Origin of the sequence: Hyphomonas oceanitis (assembly GCF_036964545.1) — a bacterium.
Taxonomy (GTDB): Bacteria; Pseudomonadota; Alphaproteobacteria; order Caulobacterales; family Hyphomonadaceae; genus Hyphomonas; species Hyphomonas oceanitis.
Map to the genome: position 1 here is coordinate 1 of NZ_JBALTL010000002.1, position 17,040 is coordinate 17,040.

Below are 17,040 nucleotides of genomic sequence, written 5' to 3' on the forward strand. Positions count from 1 at the left end.
CATGGCTCCAGTCTCTCAAGAAAAGGAGCCTCCGGCAAACCCGGGGCGGTTCAGAACCGCCAGGAGCGCTTCGTACTCAAAGAGGCGCGCAACAAACTTCTCGACCGGACGTGCAAGCAGATTCGAAGGGTCGAGACCAAGTTCCCCACGGACCCATTTTGCAGTCTCTGAGATCAAGGCAGAGCGCGCCGCTACCGTATCGAGGTCATGCTGGCGATAGCGATCCAGCACGTCTTCAAACAGCGCCCGCGTCTCTACCTCGTCCTTGGGACGAAACAGGCCATGCACCTTGGCGTGCATGCGCGCCGCGAAGTGAAGTGGCATCTAAGCCGCTTTCAAGATGAACTGCCGGGCCTCTTCCTTGGGCAACGCTTCGATGTGGATGGTTTCAGTACCATCCCAGTGCTTGGCGCTTTCCATAACCTGTCGCAACATTGCGGCGATGGAGGTTAGCCAGGCTTCTTTCTTGGCAAGATCAATGACGGTCTTGCAGGCAAAATTACGGCCATGTATCAAGTCGCGCACGAAGATTGTCTCGCGTTTGTTGTGGTAGTGCCAGTATGCGGTGCCGCCGAAGGCCAGCAACCCAAATAGCATGGCAACTGACGCTGGCAGGAACGTGTCAAGAAGGACCATGGCAAAGAGCCCGGCGACCAGTCCGAGGAGTCCAGCGTTTCGGATGAGGGTCGGTTGCAGGGCTTCGATCATGATCGCCTCGTCAAAACGATAGCGTTTGATCAGAGCTTTTTCGGAATCATCGAATTCCAGTTTGCTCCAGAGTTTGAACGTCACGCGACCCATGTGACCAGCGTTCTGTTCCCGTTTGAAAAGTATATCCATGATCCTCCCCTAGGTTTGTAACCTAAAGGTGAGGAGTTGAACCCCGTGATTGCAACCCAATTCACCCAGAGGGATAGGTTGCAAGCACGGGGTTCAACTAAAAAAAGAACGATGAAGTCACAAAAAGCGGGTTGGACATCCTGCACAACTATGAAATTCAATGCTCTGAAATGTATAGGGACCGAAGAGAAAATAAGATGGGGATACAGGTCATCAGCAATCCTGAGACCTGATTGGATTAAGCTTGTTGATCAGTTGAATCTCGCTATTCCATCAAAGGATACCCGAACGGGCAATTTCCACGTCACGTGTTAGAATCGAACAATGTCTGAAGAAGAAAAAAAGCGCCTTGAGCAACAGCTCTGGAAGATTGCGAACGAGCTTCGCGGCAAGATGGATGCCGATGAATTCCGGGACTACATCCTTGGCTTCATCTTCTACAAATACCTATCCGAAAAGCAGTATCTTTTCGCCAACCGGCTTCTCGAAACGGAAGGCATTAAGGACTATTCCCTGCTAACCGATGAAGATGATGTCGATGCGATCCGCGAGGAATCGCTTGAAAAGCTCGGCTACTTTCTCCGTCCGAATGAGCTCTTCAGCGCCGTCGCAGTGCGCGGTAATGCTGACAAAGAAGGCAAGAGCAATTTCATACTTGAAGACCTCGCAGGGATTCTCAATGGGATAGAGCAATCCACAATGGGTACAGACAGTGAGGATGACTTCAACAAGCTGTTTGAAGACCTTGACCTGTCGAGCACCAAACTTGGCCGCACAGTTGATGCACGCAATACACTGATCGCGAAAGTCCTTGCTCATCTCGACCAAATCGACTTCGAGCTGGCGAACGGCAATGCCGACGTACTTGGTGACGCCTATGAATACTTAATCAGTCAATTTGCTTCTGGAGCCGGGAAAAAAGCGGGTGAATTCTATACGCCACAACAAGTCTCGAAAATTCTCGCTAAGATCGTTACGCTCGACAAAAAAAAGATCAAATCGGCTTATGATCCGGCTTGTGGATCAGGATCACTCCTCTTGCGGATTGGCAAGGAAACTAATGTTGGATCATTCTACGGTCAGGAACTCAACCGCACGACTTACAATCTCGCACGCATGAACATGATCCTGCATGATGTTCACTATTCGAAATTCGACATTCGCCAGGAAGATACGCTGGAAGAGCCGCAGCATTTGGATGACCGCTTTGAGGCGATTGTTGCAAATCCTCCCTTCTCGGCAAAATGGCGCGGGAAAGATAATCCGCTTTTTGAGACCGACGACCGGTTCAGCCAGTATGGAAAATTGGTCTCGAAATCATACGCTGATTTTGCATTTGTGCAGCATATCGTCCACCAACTGTCAGACAATGGGACCGCCGCTGTCGTTTTACCTCACGGCGCATTGTTTCGAAGCGGTGCAGAAAGTTCCGTTCGCAAATATTTGATCGACACCTTAAATTGTTTGGATGCTGTAATTGGCCTGCCGCTCAACTTGTTCTACGGAACGGAGATTCCTGCATGCATCCTCATACTGAAAAAATGCCGACCACATGACAGTGATATCCTCTTCGTCGACGCACGAGATGAATACGAGCAGTTTGGGACAAAGAATACTCTTTCTGATGCGCATGTCGAGAAAATCGTATCTGCGTATGCAAACCGCAAGACATTCGAAAAATACTCCTACGTCGCGCCAATTAGCGAGGTCGCCGAAAACCACTTCAACCTAAACATACCTCGATATATCGATAAGTATGTGGACGAACCAGCTATAGATCTTCAAGTCGTCTCTCGGGATCTTCTTGACATCGGTAGTCGCATTGACGCTGTGGACATTGAAATAGAGAAGAGTTGTCGTGAATTGCGCGTGCCATCACCAACCGGCGAAAACATCCGCCTGCTGAAAGACTTCAAGGTGGGCTGTATGCAACGCCTGTTCAAGCAGAGTGATAGATTTTTAAAAGTTGATGGATCTAGCTATCCCGAATGGAAGCCGACGACATTGGGAGCCATTGCCGACAGAAGCACAGAGAAAAATTCGAACTTGTCATACACACGAGTTCTCACCAATTCTGCAGCAAGAGGTGTCATTGACCAGGGCGACTACTTCGAAAAAGACATCGCGAACGTAGATAACATTGATGGCTACTACGTAGTGAAGTTGGGCGACTTCGTGTACAATCCCAGAATATCGGTCTCAGCGCCAGTTGGGCCCATCAATAGGAATGATTTGGCCGCTGGGATAATGTCGCCACTGTATACAGTGTTTCGATTTAAGTCCGCTGACACAGATTTCTATAAGCACTACTTCCGATCCAGTATGTGGCATCGCTACATGAATAGAATAGCAAATTTTGGTGCTAGGCATGATCGAATGGCGATTTCAATTGACGATTTTCTCGACATGCCCCTTCCAACTCTGGACCCAGCTGAACAGAAAGACATTTCTGACTTTCTGAACCTGATTGATCAGAAAATTGAACTCTTATCAGGCGGGGCGTGGGAAAATGAAACTGAAGTCGTATGAGCACACAAACTGAACAGCAGTTGGAAAACGCGCTTGTCGCCCAACTTGAAACTCTAGGCTGGGAAAAGGTGTCAATCCCGGATGAAGCGGCGTTAATTGCCAACCTAAAGACCCAGCTCGAAGCTCACAACAAGGCAACGCTGTCAGATGTAGAATTCAGGCAGATTCTCAATAAACTCTCGCGCGGGAACATTTTTGAAAAAGCCAACATCCTACGTGACAAGGTAGACTTCACGCGGGACGATGGTTCAACCGGCTATGTCGAGCTTATCAATCAGATCCAATGGTGCAAGAACCAGTATCAGGTGACGCACCAGGTCACCATGACCGGCAAGTACACCAACCGCTACGACGTCACGCTACTCGTCAATGGTTTGCCCCTCGTCCAGATCGAGCTGAAGCGGCGCGGCCTCGAAATGAAGGAGGCATTCAATCAGACAAATCGCTATCACCGACATTCCTTTTCAGCCGGGCACGGGCTCTTTCAATATATACAGCTGTTCGTGATCTCAAACGGGGTCAACACGAAATACTATGCCAACAATCCAGTGAATCGGCGGGACTTCAAGCAGACGTTTTTCTGGGCTGATGTTGAAAACAAGAAAATCAGCACACTTAGCGAATTCGCGAACGATTTCCTCGAAAAGTGCCAACTCTCGAAAATGATCACGAAGTACATCGTACTAAACGAGAGCGAGCAGATGTTGATGGCACTGCGTCCCTATCAATTCTACGCCGTTGAGGCGATTGTCCAGCGAGTGCTGAACACTGCCAAGAATGGCTATATCTGGCATACGACAGGGTCGGGAAAGACGCTGACGTCTTTCAAGACGGCACAGATCCTCACGCAAAGCCCGCATGTCCACAAAGTAGTATTCGTGGTCGACCGGAAGGACTTGGACTTCCAAACGATCAAGGAGTTCAACTCCTTCCAGGAAGGCAGTGTCGACGCCACCAATAACACCAGCATGCTGGTCAAGCAGTTCTCCGATGACACACCGCTCATCGTAACAACTCTTCAAAAACTCAACACTGCCATACTAAATCCAAAGCACCTCTCGAAGATGGATGCACTCAAAGATCAACGGATGGTTTTCATTTTCGACGAATGTCACCGAAGCCAGTTTGGCGACACACACCGGCGGATCAAGGAGTACTTTCCCAATGTGCAGATGTTCGGCTTTACAGGCACGCCGATCTTCGCAGAGAACGCAGCGAAGAACGCGCTCGGCAAGCGAACGACCAAAGACCTGTTCGATGAATGCCTGCACAAATATGTTATCACCGACGCGATCCGCGATGAAAATGTGCTGAAGTTTTCTGTCGAGTATATCCGGACCTTTAAGCGCAAGGACGAAGTGACTGACATCGAAGTTGAGGCTATCGACACTGCAGAAGTTATGGAGGCCGATGAGCGTCTCGACAAGATCACTGACTACATTATCGCGAACCATGATCGAAAAACCCATGCGCGCGATTTCACCGCGATTATGTGCGTGTCGAACGTAAAGAGTCTGGTCACATACTATGACAAGTTCAAAACCAAGAAAGAGGCGGGTGAACACAACTTGAGAATCGGCACTATCTTTTCATATCAGGCCAATGAAGAGGATGCTGATGCGGACGGGATAGCTGACGATGTGATGCCGGATGACGGCGAGCCTGTGAACAAGCACAGTCGTGAGAAGCTTGACGACTATATTGACGACTACAACACAATCTTCGGAACCAATTTCTCCACCGATAATTTCTATGGATACTACAAGGATATCGGAAAACGCGTGAAGAAACGCGAGATCGACATTCTGTTGGTAGTGAATATGTTCCTGACCGGTTTCGACTCAAAACCACTCAACACGATCTACGTCGATAAAAATTTGAAATACCACGGTCTCGTGCAAGCCTATTCGAGAACAAACCGCACTATGGGCAGCAAGAAATCTCAAGGGAATGTTGTCTGTTTTCGAAATTTGAAACCGGCCACCGACAAGGCGATTGAACTATTTGCCAACAAGAATGCTCAGGAAGAAATCATTCTCGCGCCTTACGAAGATTATGTTGCTCGGTTTGAAGAAGCGGTCAAAAATTTGCTTGTCGTAACGCCAACTGTAAACAGCGTTGATGACCTGCTCACGGAAGAGGACGAAGCAAAATTCGTCCAAGCCTTCCGGGAAGTGATCCGGATCAAAAACGTGCTCGACTGCTTCACACAGTTCAAGTTCGATGACTTGCCGATGAGCGAGCAGATGTTCGCTGATTATCGAAGCAAATACCTTGACCTCTATGACAAGGTTCGCAGCGAAAAGGAAAAAGAGAAAGTCTCGATACTAGATGACATCGACTTCGAAATTGAGCTGATCAGTCGGGACAAGATCAATGTCAGCTATATCATAGCCCTCTTGCGGAACATGCAGGATGCAAAGCCCGAAGAACGCGCGAAGCAACGCAAGACGATCATGGACATGCTCGACAGCGAAGCGCAGCTGCGCAGTAAGAAGGAGCTTATCGAGAAGTTTATCTCGCAGCACTTCTCCAACGTACCTGCGGGCGGTGATATAGGAGACGCTTTCGACTCGTATTGGAGCGACGAGCGGCAGAAGGCAATCGAGACTTTGAGCGCCGAAGAAGGGCTTGATCTAGAGGGGCTCGAACGCGTGATTGGCGACTATCTATTTACTGAAAAACCACCCATGCGCGACGACGTGATCGAGATTATGGCTGAGAAGCCGAAACTAAAGCAGCGCGTAACGATTGCATCTCGCGTAATCGACAAGATCAGAGATTTTGTCGAGACGTTTATCGATGGGGTGGACTAGGCTTGTCCTGACGTTGTCTGATGTTGAACAGCCGGGTCTGCAGACCCGGCTGTTCGTACTCCCATCAGGAGTGTCGGGTAGGCGCTTCGCGGCATTCCAGACGTTGCTGAAGCCAATCTAGGACTTCATCCTCAACCCACCCCACCCGGTTCGGGCCGAGCTGTACCCGCTTGGGGAATGAGCCTGCCTTCTCCAGTCTGGCGATATGTTGGGGCGAGTACAAAACCAGCTCCTTCAGTTGGCGCTTTGAGAGTATCCTCATCACGATGTCTCCAAGATTGAAGAGCATCGCGATGCCCAAGGTTACGACAATACCCAGGCAGACTGAGTGTATCGGTCTTGAATGTGGGAGTCACTCGGCAACATAGCTGAACATAGTTGCGTGAAAAATAGGGTGGACCAAAAGGTGGTCTGAAATGAATAGCCCCCAATAAATCGAATAAAATCAACGATTTAGAGGGATTTCTGGTGCCCAGAAGAGGACTCGAACCTCCACTCCCTTGCGAGAACTACGACCTGAACGTAGCGCGTCTACCAATTCCGCCATCTGGGCACGGGGTAGGAAGGCGCGGAGATACTTGCTGATGAGGCAGGCGTCAACGGGGAAAAGCTCCTTCGCGGCTACGCCGTTGCTGAGCAAATTGGACGCAAGCTAGATGGTGCTAGAAACTGAGAGCTTTTTTGATACTAGGACGAGGTCGATCAGGACGCCCATCGATTGCAATAGATCGCTTGCTGAACCGCAGTGCTCCACAACTTTCTTGAGGTCGGCTGTCTGAAGCGTTAAGCGGCCAAGCAATACTGCCAGCAGAAATTCAGCTGCGGCAGCTCCTCGGGGGGAAGCATGAGCGTCTACTAAATGACATACGATACGTCTCATTTCCTGGCTAATCTTTTCGCTATTTGCGAAGTTGAGTTCCGCAGGAGTGGCGGCTCTCAATAAGCCTGCTTGGATCATCGTATCGTTAAACCGATTAAAGTTCTCTGGATCAACTAGCGTGTGATTCAGCCAGTCATTCAAGAGCTTGCCTGGCGGCAAAGAACCGCGCTCCCTTTCTCGAAGACTCTGTAGGACCCCGGAAACAATATAGAACGCGTCAGAATCGGAGCATATATCCGGATCAGACTTTTCCGGCCAGAACACCCATCCAGGCATCAACGAAATCGGATGTGTCACGTCAGCGTTTAGAAAAAGCGTACCTTTGGCCCCTGCTCGCGCATTACCAAGAACACTGAGCCGAGCCTGTATTATCTCACGGGCAGCGCCTATCAAATGAAGTTTGACTCGAGGGTTCGACCAAAAATCTCGTTCTTGGGACCAAGAGTTCATCGATCGTGATTTCGGAAGAACCAACCTTTCAACTGCCACATACGCATGGCTCGCAGGATTGGCAGTCAATGTAAGGTTGGTCGATAGCTTTCCTCTAGCTTTGGATTGACTGTCCTTCTCGAGTCCAACGAAATAGGTAAGTGGAGTCTTCTCTGCCACGCTTCTGAGTGCCTGACTTAGCTCCATCAAACTTCGTCCGCTCTCAATGACGTTCGCAACCACCATTATCGCATCTGTTGCTCCAACACGAAGTGATTCGATATCGCTCACGTCAACTATTGAGGCGCTTGCGAGTTGGGGGCAAATGGACTGTATATGATCGATGAGGGGCAGCGATTGTTTGTCAGCGGAAAGAATGTACTTGGTGTTGGCGGGTGCGCATTTGACAGCGAAATAGTTCAATCGTTCGACGTAAGCTGGCGTTTCGAGAAGTTTCTGAAAGTCGATATAGTACTCTGTGTTGTCCCCCTTCGGCCTCGGGCCGATAGAAACACTTGTTGCGCCATTCCCCGCGATTCGGGCCATTGTATCCCGCAGGCCTTTGGGCCCATGATTTTGCAGTATTATAAGTGGTTCCGTGTCCGGTGTGGCGATATGAAACTGGTCACCTCTGAGTTCAACAGCAGAAGATCCATCATCACAGAGCTTGCAACCTTCCGATTCTCTGAAAGACGGCGGTAGTCGGTCGGCACCCTCGGGGTTTTCTCGTTGATCTCGTTCAAGGTTCGCAACTATCTGATACTCTTCGTGCCTCGGGCCTAAGAAGAATAGATGTACAATCTTGTTCGGATCTAACTTCTTCCTTGTAGTGAGCAATTCCGCTAGCGAACCACTTGACGACGCAGAAATGAGTGTAAGCGAGTGAATGTTCTCGCGGAATGGTTCGTTCAATGCGCCCTCATATGACCGGAAATTGTGCGCATACAGTGGAGCTCGTTTGAAAGAGTGCAGTATGTCGTTTATAGCGCCCACTACAGAGAATAACGTCGGTGTATCGACGTAAACATACCGACACTCTTCGAATATTCGGTCTAGAATGCAAAAGGCTAAAAACGAAACTTCGGCCTGAGAAACCAGCACATTCGAAGCCCTCATAAACTTGCGCGTATGTCTACCAGAAGGGTTCCGAAAGTGGTAGGCATCCGTCGCTTCTACGAAACCATTGTTACGAATAAACAGCCTCGAGAGTATCTGGCGTTTTAGCGGCCCAATCCGGACAGCACTGTGCTTCGCAGTTCCTGCAACAACTATTGGGGGGAGCTCAGAACCCTTGTCATCGAAAGCAATAACGCTGACGGTTGTGTAGGGTGGCAAATGCCTCAAGGCAGTGACGAACTTGGAGTCGGTTTTAAGTAGGCTGACTAAGTCGTCCTGTAGGAAAGAGCGCACAAGAAATACTATTTCATCTGGAGCGAGTCTGTTTTCAATTGCATCACCAAGAACGGAGCTCAATTGAGCTGCCTCGATCTCGTGCTTGGCGAGGTAGAAAAGTGAAATTGAGTGTACTCGCCCAGATTTTCGTATTTCCAGGTGGTCGATGAAAGCGGTATTCATCAGCGCGACCCAGTGGGTAGTATTAGCGTCAAGGCAGTACCCGATATCTTTTCCAGCGGATATTTGTCATCAATTTCTGTTTTGATGGTGGGCACAATCTGTTTGCCGGTCGTCGCATAATCGATACTCAGCAGAGTGCGCCCGGTTCTCAAGCTCAAAAACCCCTGATGTTCGGACAGATAATCAGTGATCCTAACCAAGCCCTTCCCATCGGATGACCTTCCGCTCGAGCTGTGCTTTTCAAAACAACTTAGGACCGCTTGGCTTTCCTGCGCCAATGAAAGCTCTTCCAAAGGCTTTTTTGTCCACGATTGAGCAAAACCGATTCCGGAATCAAAAGTGCTAATCGATAGATAAGAGAACCCCGAATCCCTGTCATCGCCAATGCTGCTCTGGAAAAAGCCTGCGAGAGTCTCGTTCTCTGAAACGGCCTGCAGCAAATCATTCGCATCGGGAATATTGTGACTAGCAAAAAATCCCCTAACAGATTTTTTCAAAGGGGATGCGTCGAGATCTTGGCGAGCGTGGTCGTGAGTGTTCCTAAAGGCCTCGTACAGCAAAGACTCGGTGGCTGTTACTAATCTCTGCAAATTTGGCGAGCGCGATGTTCGACTGTCGGACCGAAGGAGTTTTTCAGCTAGTCTAGCGAACTCGGAAAGTGGCTTTAACTCTGCTTCTCCTCGTACAACATCATAAACGTTTCTTGGGTATCCCATCCCAAGATGATCAGCGCATACGATACTGTCTGTGCTCCGGCGGCGGCGTGCTTGAACAAGAAAGCTCTCAGAATTCTGTTCCTCAAGTCTTTGGATAGCTAACTCTAAAGCTTCCGTCGTCACATTGGAGTTCATCTTCCCAATTCTAATGACATCACTGAGAAGTAAGGCCACTAAGGCGTAGGGTTCTAAGATTAAGTCCTCGAGTTGTTGAACCTTCTGAACTGAAGGAAATGAAGTCACAAAGTTTTTTTGCTTCTGCGCCCAAGTCGTAAGCAATTGGATGAGGCGGGCATCCCCCTCAGCAGCCCTGTGTGTAATCCGAGAAGGGAACTCAACGGCATAGGATCCAGCCGACCGCGCTACTTCACGAAGAGTCTTTTCAAGCTCTCTGACACTACCTCGGCTCGCCAGTTTCATGTGAACATTCCCTCGCTTGGTTCAGCCTACTAGATACTGGACGGCGTAAACTCAATTCTTTTTCCAGCGAAAAGCAAAGCGTTTTCATTTGGGTGTTCGTATAAAGCGAACACTTGGTTTGAACGTTAACTCAGTAACGGAAATTGAAGTTGGTTAAGCCCAAACTGCGGGTGTCACACCCCATGCACCTTCGATGCTCACAGATCGCACGGCGATCCTGTCTAAAACACCCACAGTCAAAGGGAATTGCGCACGTCTGGACCGTGTACGCCAGCCGTGTTCGGCGATTACAATTTCGTGGCAGATAGGCTGGCGCGCCAATGACTACAGGCGAATGCGCAGCAGAGATGCGTACACGTCAGTGTTCACGGTCGTTGTCGCGCCCGTCGGCTTTCTGACGCAGGTTGATCTGCACGCCCTGCATGCTGGATGAGGCGCGCGACGCGACGGCGATGGCGCTGATCAATTGCTGGGCTGAGGGCAGGATACGGGCTGGTGATCTTGTGCGAACCTGAGGGCCTCGTATCGGACCGTGCCGGGTTTGGCCGCCGACCTGCGCTTGTAGCTGACGCGCCCTGGCGACATCGAAGCCGAGCGTTCTGGCCTCTGCCTGCCATGCCTGGAACAGCGCCGCGCGCTCCCGTGGGCGCTTGGCCTGGCGTGTGCGCAGCGCTGCGAGTTCCATACCCTTGGGCGTCCGGTAGCCATATGTGTCGGCTGCCTGTTCGATGGCCTGCCTGCGCTTCGAGAAGGCGCGCTCGATGTCGCGCGGGATGGCCTTCAGACGAAAGCCTTTGCCATAGCGCTCGACGGAATGGCCGTCGCGTTCAAGCCGGTTGGCGAGGTGTTCGCGGTAGACGGCGCCGGCTTCCTTCTGGGCCTTGTAGAGATCGCGGCTGACAAGACTGCCCCAGGTTCCGTCACGGCGCGGCGCAGTGTTGAAGATGAACGCGTGCGTGTGAAGCTGGGGGTCGAGATCGCGGCTCGTGTGATGGTGAAAACGGGCCATGGTCAGCCCGGCGACCGGTTCGCGGATCGCCCCGCCTTTGCCCCGGCGCGTAAACGCGTGGTGGTCTTCGAGATGCGTGGTCGCGGCATGAACGGCCTTGCGGTGTGCGGCTTCGATTGTCTTGCGATCTGCTGGCGGCGATAGCGCCCACATGACGGAGACCGACTTTGGAGCTGAGAAGGTCATGTCCCAGCCGGGGGCATGCGACTTGCCGATCTGGGTGAGGCGCTCGCCGGTCTTCGGGTCGATGCCGTTGAGTGCTGCCTCGAAGTCGGTCTTCGAGACGGGTCCCTCAAGAGCGAGGCGTTCCGCGCCCCGCCCGTCCCATTCGCCATCTGCTTCCGCGTCGGCTTCGCCCGTGCCGGTATAGTATTCGTCCTGGGCCATGTGCTTGAAATAGCTGACGGCGGCGCTCACCGATTTGCGGGCCGAGATGGAGGCGACCATCAGTCCACGCTTCCGGGCTTCGGCTTGCGAATGCGGACGATGTCGTCGGCTGAAAGCAGGCCTGCCTTTTGCGGCCGCTGGACCGGTAGGGCCGGGCGCGCAGGCGACGGTTCGGGGGCCGCCGTTTTCTGGTCTGGCCGGGTCCAGTCAGCCGGGACATTCGCGGGACGCTGAGGCGGAAGGATCGTGATCGGCAGGTCGATTTCGTGAACGTTTTCTCCGAAGCCCAGCACCAGCATCCGGACCTTGCGACCCTTGCGGCCAAGACGAGACGAAAGCTCGCTCGACGTTATCACCGCACGCAGCGAGTGTTCTGTCGATATGTTGACCGAGCTGTTTCCGCCAGAATGGCTTTTACTGCGTGATTCCCGTTCGATCTCCTGCATGCCGATGGCCCGGCTGATGTCGTCGGCCCCTTCGCCCGGATTCATCCGGCCGATGATGTGCGTGCCGATCATCGACAGCCAGGCATTGGTCCGGTCGCGGCCATACCTGATGCGGATCTGCGATGTGTCCTGAGCTGCCAGCACCACGCACACGCCCTTCGATCGTCCAAGGTCAAGTAGGGAAGCCAGGTCATCCATCGCTTCAAGTTGCGGAAACTCGTCAAGAAAGAGCCATATGCGGCGTTGGCTGCTTTCGCCGAATGCCGGACTGCAGACGTGCGATGACACCAGGCTGACCAGACCTCCGATCCAGGCATTGGTCAGCTGGGGGTAGCGCCCGTCGCGTTGCAGGATGACAGAATTGGTGGCGTGGGGGTCTGTCAGCCAGTTGGCAGCGCTGAACTTTTCCTGACCCTCTGCGCTCCAGGCTTCTGCCATTGCTTCCAGCACATGGATATGTGCCTTGAATGTGGTCAGGATGGACATGGCCGTCTTGCTGGCCGGATCGCCGATCATATGCGCGGCGGCCGGATGATGGATGAGTGCCATGTCTTTCAACGCCTCAGCACTCAGCAGAGCGCGGGCATGAAGATCGCCCCACGACCAGGTGGCGGGCATTTCCCGCTGGAGGCTGACGATACAGGCAACGAGCAGCTCGCGGGCAGCCTCTGCCCACATCGGGTCGCTGCTTTTCGGGATGAACCGGGCCGCCAGCTCCCGCGCATCCTGCTTGGTGACGCAATCGGCTGAGATATCCCAGACCGCTGATCGCTTGTCCTGCGGTGCAATCAGCGTGATCTCGCCCGGCAAGCGTTCGGTCATGTCCCCCTTGGTGTCGAGGATGAGCATCTTGTCGCCCCAGCGCATGGCTTCCAGGATCATGTGCTGGATGGTCTGGGTTTTGCCGGAGCCCACAGACCCAGATATCAGGCAGTGACGCGATTCCCGGTCTCGGCTCATCGCGAGGCCGGGCGGGAAGTCGATCCCCGCGCCGGTCTGCCTGATCTCCTTTCTGCTTGTCTTTCTTATCGCGGCGTATGCTTTTCTTCCGGTCAGGCGCACGGGACCGCGTACGACTTTGGGGGCCGACTTTTCGATGCGAAGGGCGATCAGCGCGAAAGCAAAGAGCAGCACGGTCGCAAGGACCCCAGCCGCAAATATCATCCATCGCAAATAGACCGCGCCTCGAATGCCGGCTGAGCTCAGGACGTCATCACAATATACCTTCTGGTTTTGCGCCTTCGCTACGCCAATACGGGCAAACAGTTCTGCCTTCCCGCAACCGGTCATATAGCTGGGATGAAGCGCAACGATTTCACCCGATGGAAGCGGATAGGTTGGCGTCGCTCTCACGACTGCGAATTGGTAGAATATCAGTGTCGCCAGGACCAGAATGCAGCCAGCACCGGCAAGCAGCTTTCTGATACTAGGCATGACGTGCCTCCATAGGTTCGACCTCGCCGCCGAGCGCTTTGAGGAGCGCGTCGAACATGGCTTCAATCTGTCCGAGTGAGTGGGAGTGACCATCGGTTGCCGTCATTACTCCCCGAAGGTCCTGGGACAGGACCGCGAGACGTCGTTCGATCTTGAGGAGTCGGTCAGCTTGCGTGAAGGGATCGCCGTCTGTCAGGCCGGACCGGATCAATTCGCGCGCAACGCCTGTCGGCGTGCCGGAGATGCGCCGGGCGCGTGCCGTCAACTGATCAATGTCGGACGCGGCAAGGCGGATGGACAGAGGCCGCGTCGGTTCAGACATGGCGCTTGGGCGAGGTGTCGGCGTCGGACTTTTCGCATTCGGCCAGCCATTTGAGAACAGTCCGGCGCCGGTAGCGCACAGCTGAACCGAGCTTCATGTAGGGCGGTCCGCCGCCTCGGCAGCGCCAGGTCGCCAGGGTGCAGACGGGCACGCCCGTCAATCTGGCAACCGACGGCGTGTCGATGGCTTCATCGAGCCAGCCGGGATTGTCCTGAAGGATATCCTCGATTTCGGGAAGGGTTTGTTCGGGTCTGGACATGGGACTCTACGCCTCTCTTGATGAGTGAGTTTGAGGCCAGCACGTCGGGCGCAGGCGAAAAAGAGGAATGATTTCGTCTTATTCCATCCTCATTTGTGCATGCGCATCACTCTGTGACATGGGCAGCAATCCTGTCGCCACGCGCGCAGTGTCATGCATCGCCGCGCATGGGCGGTTCGCGATTGTCGAGCATGCCGGCAAGCCGCCTGAGGATCGTGGTTTCATTCGGGACGTCGGCAGCCTCGAATTCCTGAAGCGCGCGTTCGTATAGCCGGCCAGCGAGTTCCTTGCGTGGCATATCCGGATCGCTCTCGTTGAGCTCCAATGCCCAGGCGGCGATCGAGGGCCATGCGCCGAGGGTCGGACGGCCGCGCCTGGTCTGGGTCGCGTGACTGTGTCGATCATTGGCAGGCTCAGTGATGGGGTGATGGTCCGACGCTTGATCGTGGTTGAAGAGACGGAGGAACCGGGACGACCGCTGGTCGAGCCAGGCCTGCAGCATGCGGCGCGGAATATAGAGCCCGGCGAAATAGGCGCGACCGGCTTCTGAGTACGTGTTGAGGGGCAGGCCGACCAGTGCTGTCAGGGCATCTTGTGCGCCATGCAGATACATTCTGCCATTTCCATTATTGAGCAGATCGTCCCAGGCGGACTGATCACCTGGCAGGAGCCTCATACAATACATGACGCTCAGCAGGGTCTCGCAGCCGCCTTCGTAGTATTTGAAGGGTCGCGGTTTGAGACTGAGTTGCCCTTGGGTGAGACTTGCAGACGGTGCTTCGATCGGGATTCGCAGCCAGTTGTCCGGATCATCGCGTTGTGAGTGATCATCGTCATTCTCTTCATACTGGCAGGGCGGATTGTAATCGCCGCGCCAGGCTGCCTGTACAAGCATTTCCAGCATCGCATCCGGTGTCGCATTCGGCTCGCGATTGGCCAGAAGCGCGGCTGCGGCATCGAAACGGATGAGTGTATCGTCCAGCGGCGAAATGGATTGGGTCATACCTGACTCCTGTCTATCGACTGGGCCCAAGCAGGAGGCGTGCCAAAAGCTCTATTAAGTAGAAATATATAGTACTGAAGGTAGAAAATATGTGATTTATCCGCCAAGGCGAAGGAGGGGCAGGGCAGTTACACCACGGGAATTGCTATTGTGGTGTAACGCTTCGCGCGGCTCGCTCTCTTGAATTCAAACGATTTATCAGGCCCTGCTTCAAATGTGCCAGCACAGCTTCGAATAATAATTTTTCGAATAAATCACAAATACTAAAAAATTTACGAGATTTGTAATCGTTTTTCGACTATATAGAAAAACGTGAATGGCTCCAAATATAATGATTATTCGAAATGAATGACAAAGATATCGATTTTGGACGAGATGTAAGAATTATTCGGGATCGTATGGTTCCGGAGGATACGCAACCGGTCGGTTACGCCGCGCTGATCGCGGCATACGACCTCGTCGTCCCGACCCCTCATTCGCTTTCAGCATTTCGCGCGGATTATCGGGAGGTGGAAGTGTCAGACTGGACTGTCTACACGAAACGCCACGCGCCAGAGCCGAGCCTTGTAGGCCACCTGACGTTTGCTTTGAAATATGAAGGTTTGGACCTGCTTGTCCTGAAATCCCTGTTCCGAGCCACTGGTCCCGCTGCAATCGAAGAATTCGTGACAGCGGCGCCGACCAGTCAATATGCACGACGTGCCTGGTTTCTCTATGAATGGCTTCTCGGCGAGGCCGTTGACCTGCCCGATGCCCAGACGGGCAACTATGTAGATGCCATCGATGAGACGCAGCAACTCGCCGGGCGCTCAGCAAATTCCCGTCGACATCGTGTGCGCGACAATCTCCCGGGCACACCGGCATTTTGTCCGATCGTGTTTCGGACCCCGGACATTGCGGCTTTGCTGGAGCTTGACCTGAAGTCCGAGGCAGCCGCTGCAATCGGATCTGTGCCAAGGGACATGATTACGCGCGCAGCCGCTTTCCTGCTGCTCAATGACTCCAAGTCCAGTTATGCGATAGAAGGCGAAAGTCCGCCGCAAGATCGGCTCCAGAGATGGGGCGCTGCGATCGGGCAAGCTGGAGCGCGGTCACTAAGCCATGCAGAGCTCCGGCGCTTGCAGGAACTCGTCCTGGGTGACACGCGATTTGTGCAAAGGGGCTATCGTAACGAAGGCGGCTTCGTGGGAGCGCACGACCGCGCGACACGCGCGCCAATTCCAGATCATATCAGCGCCCGGCCCGAGGATCTGCTCGCCTTGATGGATGGGCTGCTGGCCTTTGACGATCAGTATGCGTCCTCGATGGACGCCATCGTCGCCGCTGCCATCCTGGCATTCGGATTTGTCTATATCCACCCATTCGAGGATGGAAATGGCCGGTTGCACAGATACCTGATCCACCACGTCCTCGCGCGGGCTGGGTTCAACCCGCCGGGATTGGTATTCCCGATTTCGAGCGCCATCCTGGAGCGTATCGAAGAATACCGCCGCGTGCTGGAATCCCACTCTCGCCGGATACTGCCCTTCGTAGACTGGCGCGCGACGCCCGCTGGCAATGTCGACGTGCAGAACGACACGTCGGATCTCTATCGATATTTCGATGCGACGCCCCATGCTGAATTCCTGATGTCATGCGTGCGCCAGACAATCGAAATAGACCTCCCGAGGGAGGTCGCATTCCTGAGAAGCTATGATCGCTTCAAGGCCGGTGTGGAGGTGTTTGTCGAAATGCCCGACAAGACGATTGACCTCCTCTACCATTTCCTCAGCCAGAACGATGGGCGGCTATCCAGACGGGCCCGTGAAGGAGAGTTCGCGCTGATGACTGCGCCGGAGGTCGAGAAGGTAGAAAAAGTGTACTCGGAAGCGTTCCTTGGAGACTAGATAGGTTGTTGCGGAATAGCGCTTGGCAACTTTTACCAACGTATAAACTTGCGCATTCAGTATGAAAAAAAGCTGCAATTATTGTCACC

At 53.2% G+C, this 17,040-nt stretch carries 13 protein-coding genes and 1 tRNA gene; 3 read left to right on the forward strand and 11 right to left on the reverse strand.

Going from position 1 to position 17,040, the window contains the following annotated elements:
• Positions 1-15: 15 nt before the first annotated feature.
• Complete coding sequence (locus V7651_RS04750; RefSeq protein ID WP_335612408.1) at positions 16-324, reverse strand: hypothetical protein; 309 nt, start codon at positions 322-324, stop codon at positions 16-18.
• Positions 325-801 (reverse strand): hypothetical protein, encoded by a 477-nt coding sequence (locus V7651_RS04755; protein ID WP_335612409.1) that lies wholly within the window; start codon positions 799-801, stop codon positions 325-327.
• 363 nt (positions 802-1,164) lie between these two features.
• Here V7651_RS04755 and V7651_RS04760 point away from each other — a divergent pair, with 363 nt between their 5' ends.
• A complete protein-coding gene (locus V7651_RS04760) occupies positions 1,165-3,369 on the forward strand; it encodes a type I restriction-modification system subunit M (protein ID WP_335612410.1) in 2,205 nt (734 codons plus the stop codon).
• Positions 3,366-6,185, forward strand: a complete 2,820-nt coding sequence (locus tag V7651_RS04765) for a type I restriction endonuclease subunit R (RefSeq protein WP_335612411.1) — start codon at positions 3,366-3,368, stop codon at positions 6,183-6,185. Before V7651_RS04760 ends, V7651_RS04765 begins: the two co-directional genes overlap by 4 nt.
• Before the next feature lie 64 nt (positions 6,186-6,249).
• Here V7651_RS04765 and V7651_RS18675 read toward each other — a convergent pair whose 3' ends face one another.
• The 9 genes from V7651_RS18675 to V7651_RS04805 all read right to left on the reverse strand — a co-directional run bounded on the left by V7651_RS18675 (position 6,250) and on the right by V7651_RS04805 (position 15,065).
• Positions 6,250-6,474, reverse strand: a complete 225-nt coding sequence (locus V7651_RS18675) for a helix-turn-helix transcriptional regulator (RefSeq protein ID WP_418887219.1) — start codon at positions 6,472-6,474, stop codon at positions 6,250-6,252.
• Between the two features lie 177 nt (positions 6,475-6,651).
• Positions 6,652-6,738, reverse strand: a tRNA-Leu gene (locus V7651_RS04770).
• A 99-nt stretch (positions 6,739-6,837) separates the two neighbouring features.
• Positions 6,838-9,069 (reverse strand): hypothetical protein, encoded by a 2,232-nt coding sequence (locus V7651_RS04775; protein ID WP_335612412.1) that lies wholly within the window; start codon positions 9,067-9,069, stop codon positions 6,838-6,840.
• Positions 9,069-10,205 (reverse strand): hypothetical protein, encoded by a 1,137-nt coding sequence (locus tag V7651_RS04780; RefSeq protein ID WP_335612413.1) that lies wholly within the window; start codon positions 10,203-10,205, stop codon positions 9,069-9,071. Before V7651_RS04780 ends, V7651_RS04775 begins: the two co-directional genes overlap by 1 nt.
• A gap of 358 nt (positions 10,206-10,563) precedes the next feature.
• Positions 10,564-11,661 (reverse strand): MobF family relaxase, encoded by a 1,098-nt coding sequence (gene mobF, locus V7651_RS04785; RefSeq protein ID WP_335612414.1) that lies wholly within the window; start codon positions 11,659-11,661, stop codon positions 10,564-10,566.
• Positions 11,661-13,481 carry a type IV secretion system DNA-binding domain-containing protein gene (locus V7651_RS04790; protein WP_335612415.1) on the reverse strand — a complete coding sequence of 607 codons (1,821 nt, stop codon included), beginning with the start codon at positions 13,479-13,481 and terminating at the stop codon, positions 11,661-11,663. The genes mobF and V7651_RS04790 overlap by 1 nt, the downstream gene beginning before the upstream one ends.
• Positions 13,474-13,803, reverse strand: a complete 330-nt coding sequence (locus tag V7651_RS04795) for a hypothetical protein (RefSeq protein ID WP_335612416.1) — start codon at positions 13,801-13,803, stop codon at positions 13,474-13,476. Before V7651_RS04795 ends, V7651_RS04790 begins: the two co-directional genes overlap by 8 nt.
• On the reverse strand, positions 13,796-14,062 hold the full coding sequence (locus V7651_RS04800) for a helix-turn-helix transcriptional regulator (protein ID WP_273184492.1): 267 nt from the start codon (positions 14,060-14,062) through the stop codon (positions 13,796-13,798). Before V7651_RS04800 ends, V7651_RS04795 begins: the two co-directional genes overlap by 8 nt.
• A 151-nt stretch (positions 14,063-14,213) precedes the next feature.
• Positions 14,214-15,065, reverse strand: a complete 852-nt coding sequence (locus V7651_RS04805) for a hypothetical protein (RefSeq protein ID WP_335612417.1) — start codon at positions 15,063-15,065, stop codon at positions 14,214-14,216.
• Between the two features lie 344 nt (positions 15,066-15,409).
• Between V7651_RS04805 and V7651_RS04810 the strand changes: the two genes are divergently transcribed.
• A complete protein-coding gene (locus V7651_RS04810; RefSeq protein WP_335612418.1) occupies positions 15,410-16,951 on the forward strand; it encodes a Fic family protein in 1,542 nt (513 codons plus the stop codon).
• The last annotated feature ends 89 nt before the right edge of the window (positions 16,952-17,040 follow it).

Coding starts and splice junctions, on each gene's coding strand:
- V7651_RS04810 (WP_335612418.1), top strand. CDS start 15,410: ATGAATGACAAAGATATCGATTTTGGACGAGATGTAAGAATTATTCGG.
- V7651_RS04800 (WP_273184492.1), bottom strand. CDS start 14,062: ATGTCCAGACCCGAACAAACCCTTCCCGAAATCGAGGATATCCTTCAG.
- V7651_RS04790 (WP_335612415.1), bottom strand. CDS start 13,481: ATGCCTAGTATCAGAAAGCTGCTTGCCGGTGCTGGCTGCATTCTGGTC.
- V7651_RS04775 (WP_335612412.1), bottom strand. CDS start 9,069: ATGAATACCGCTTTCATCGACCACCTGGAAATACGAAAATCTGGGCGA.
- V7651_RS18675 (WP_418887219.1), bottom strand. CDS start 6,474: ATGCTCTTCAATCTTGGAGACATCGTGATGAGGATACTCTCAAAGCGC.
- V7651_RS04760 (WP_335612410.1), top strand. CDS start 1,165: ATGTCTGAAGAAGAAAAAAAGCGCCTTGAGCAACAGCTCTGGAAGATT.
- V7651_RS04795 (WP_335612416.1), bottom strand. CDS start 13,803: ATGTCTGAACCGACGCGGCCTCTGTCCATCCGCCTTGCCGCGTCCGAC.
- V7651_RS04805 (WP_335612417.1), bottom strand. CDS start 15,065: ATGACCCAATCCATTTCGCCGCTGGACGATACACTCATCCGTTTCGAT.
- mobF (WP_335612414.1), bottom strand. CDS start 11,661: ATGGTCGCCTCCATCTCGGCCCGCAAATCGGTGAGCGCCGCCGTCAGC.
- V7651_RS04750 (WP_335612408.1), bottom strand. CDS start 324: ATGCCACTTCACTTCGCGGCGCGCATGCACGCCAAGGTGCATGGCCTG.
- V7651_RS04755 (WP_335612409.1), bottom strand. CDS start 801: ATGGGTCGCGTGACGTTCAAACTCTGGAGCAAACTGGAATTCGATGAT.
- V7651_RS04765 (WP_335612411.1), top strand. CDS start 3,366: ATGAGCACACAAACTGAACAGCAGTTGGAAAACGCGCTTGTCGCCCAA.
- V7651_RS04780 (WP_335612413.1), bottom strand. CDS start 10,205: ATGAAACTGGCGAGCCGAGGTAGTGTCAGAGAGCTTGAAAAGACTCTT.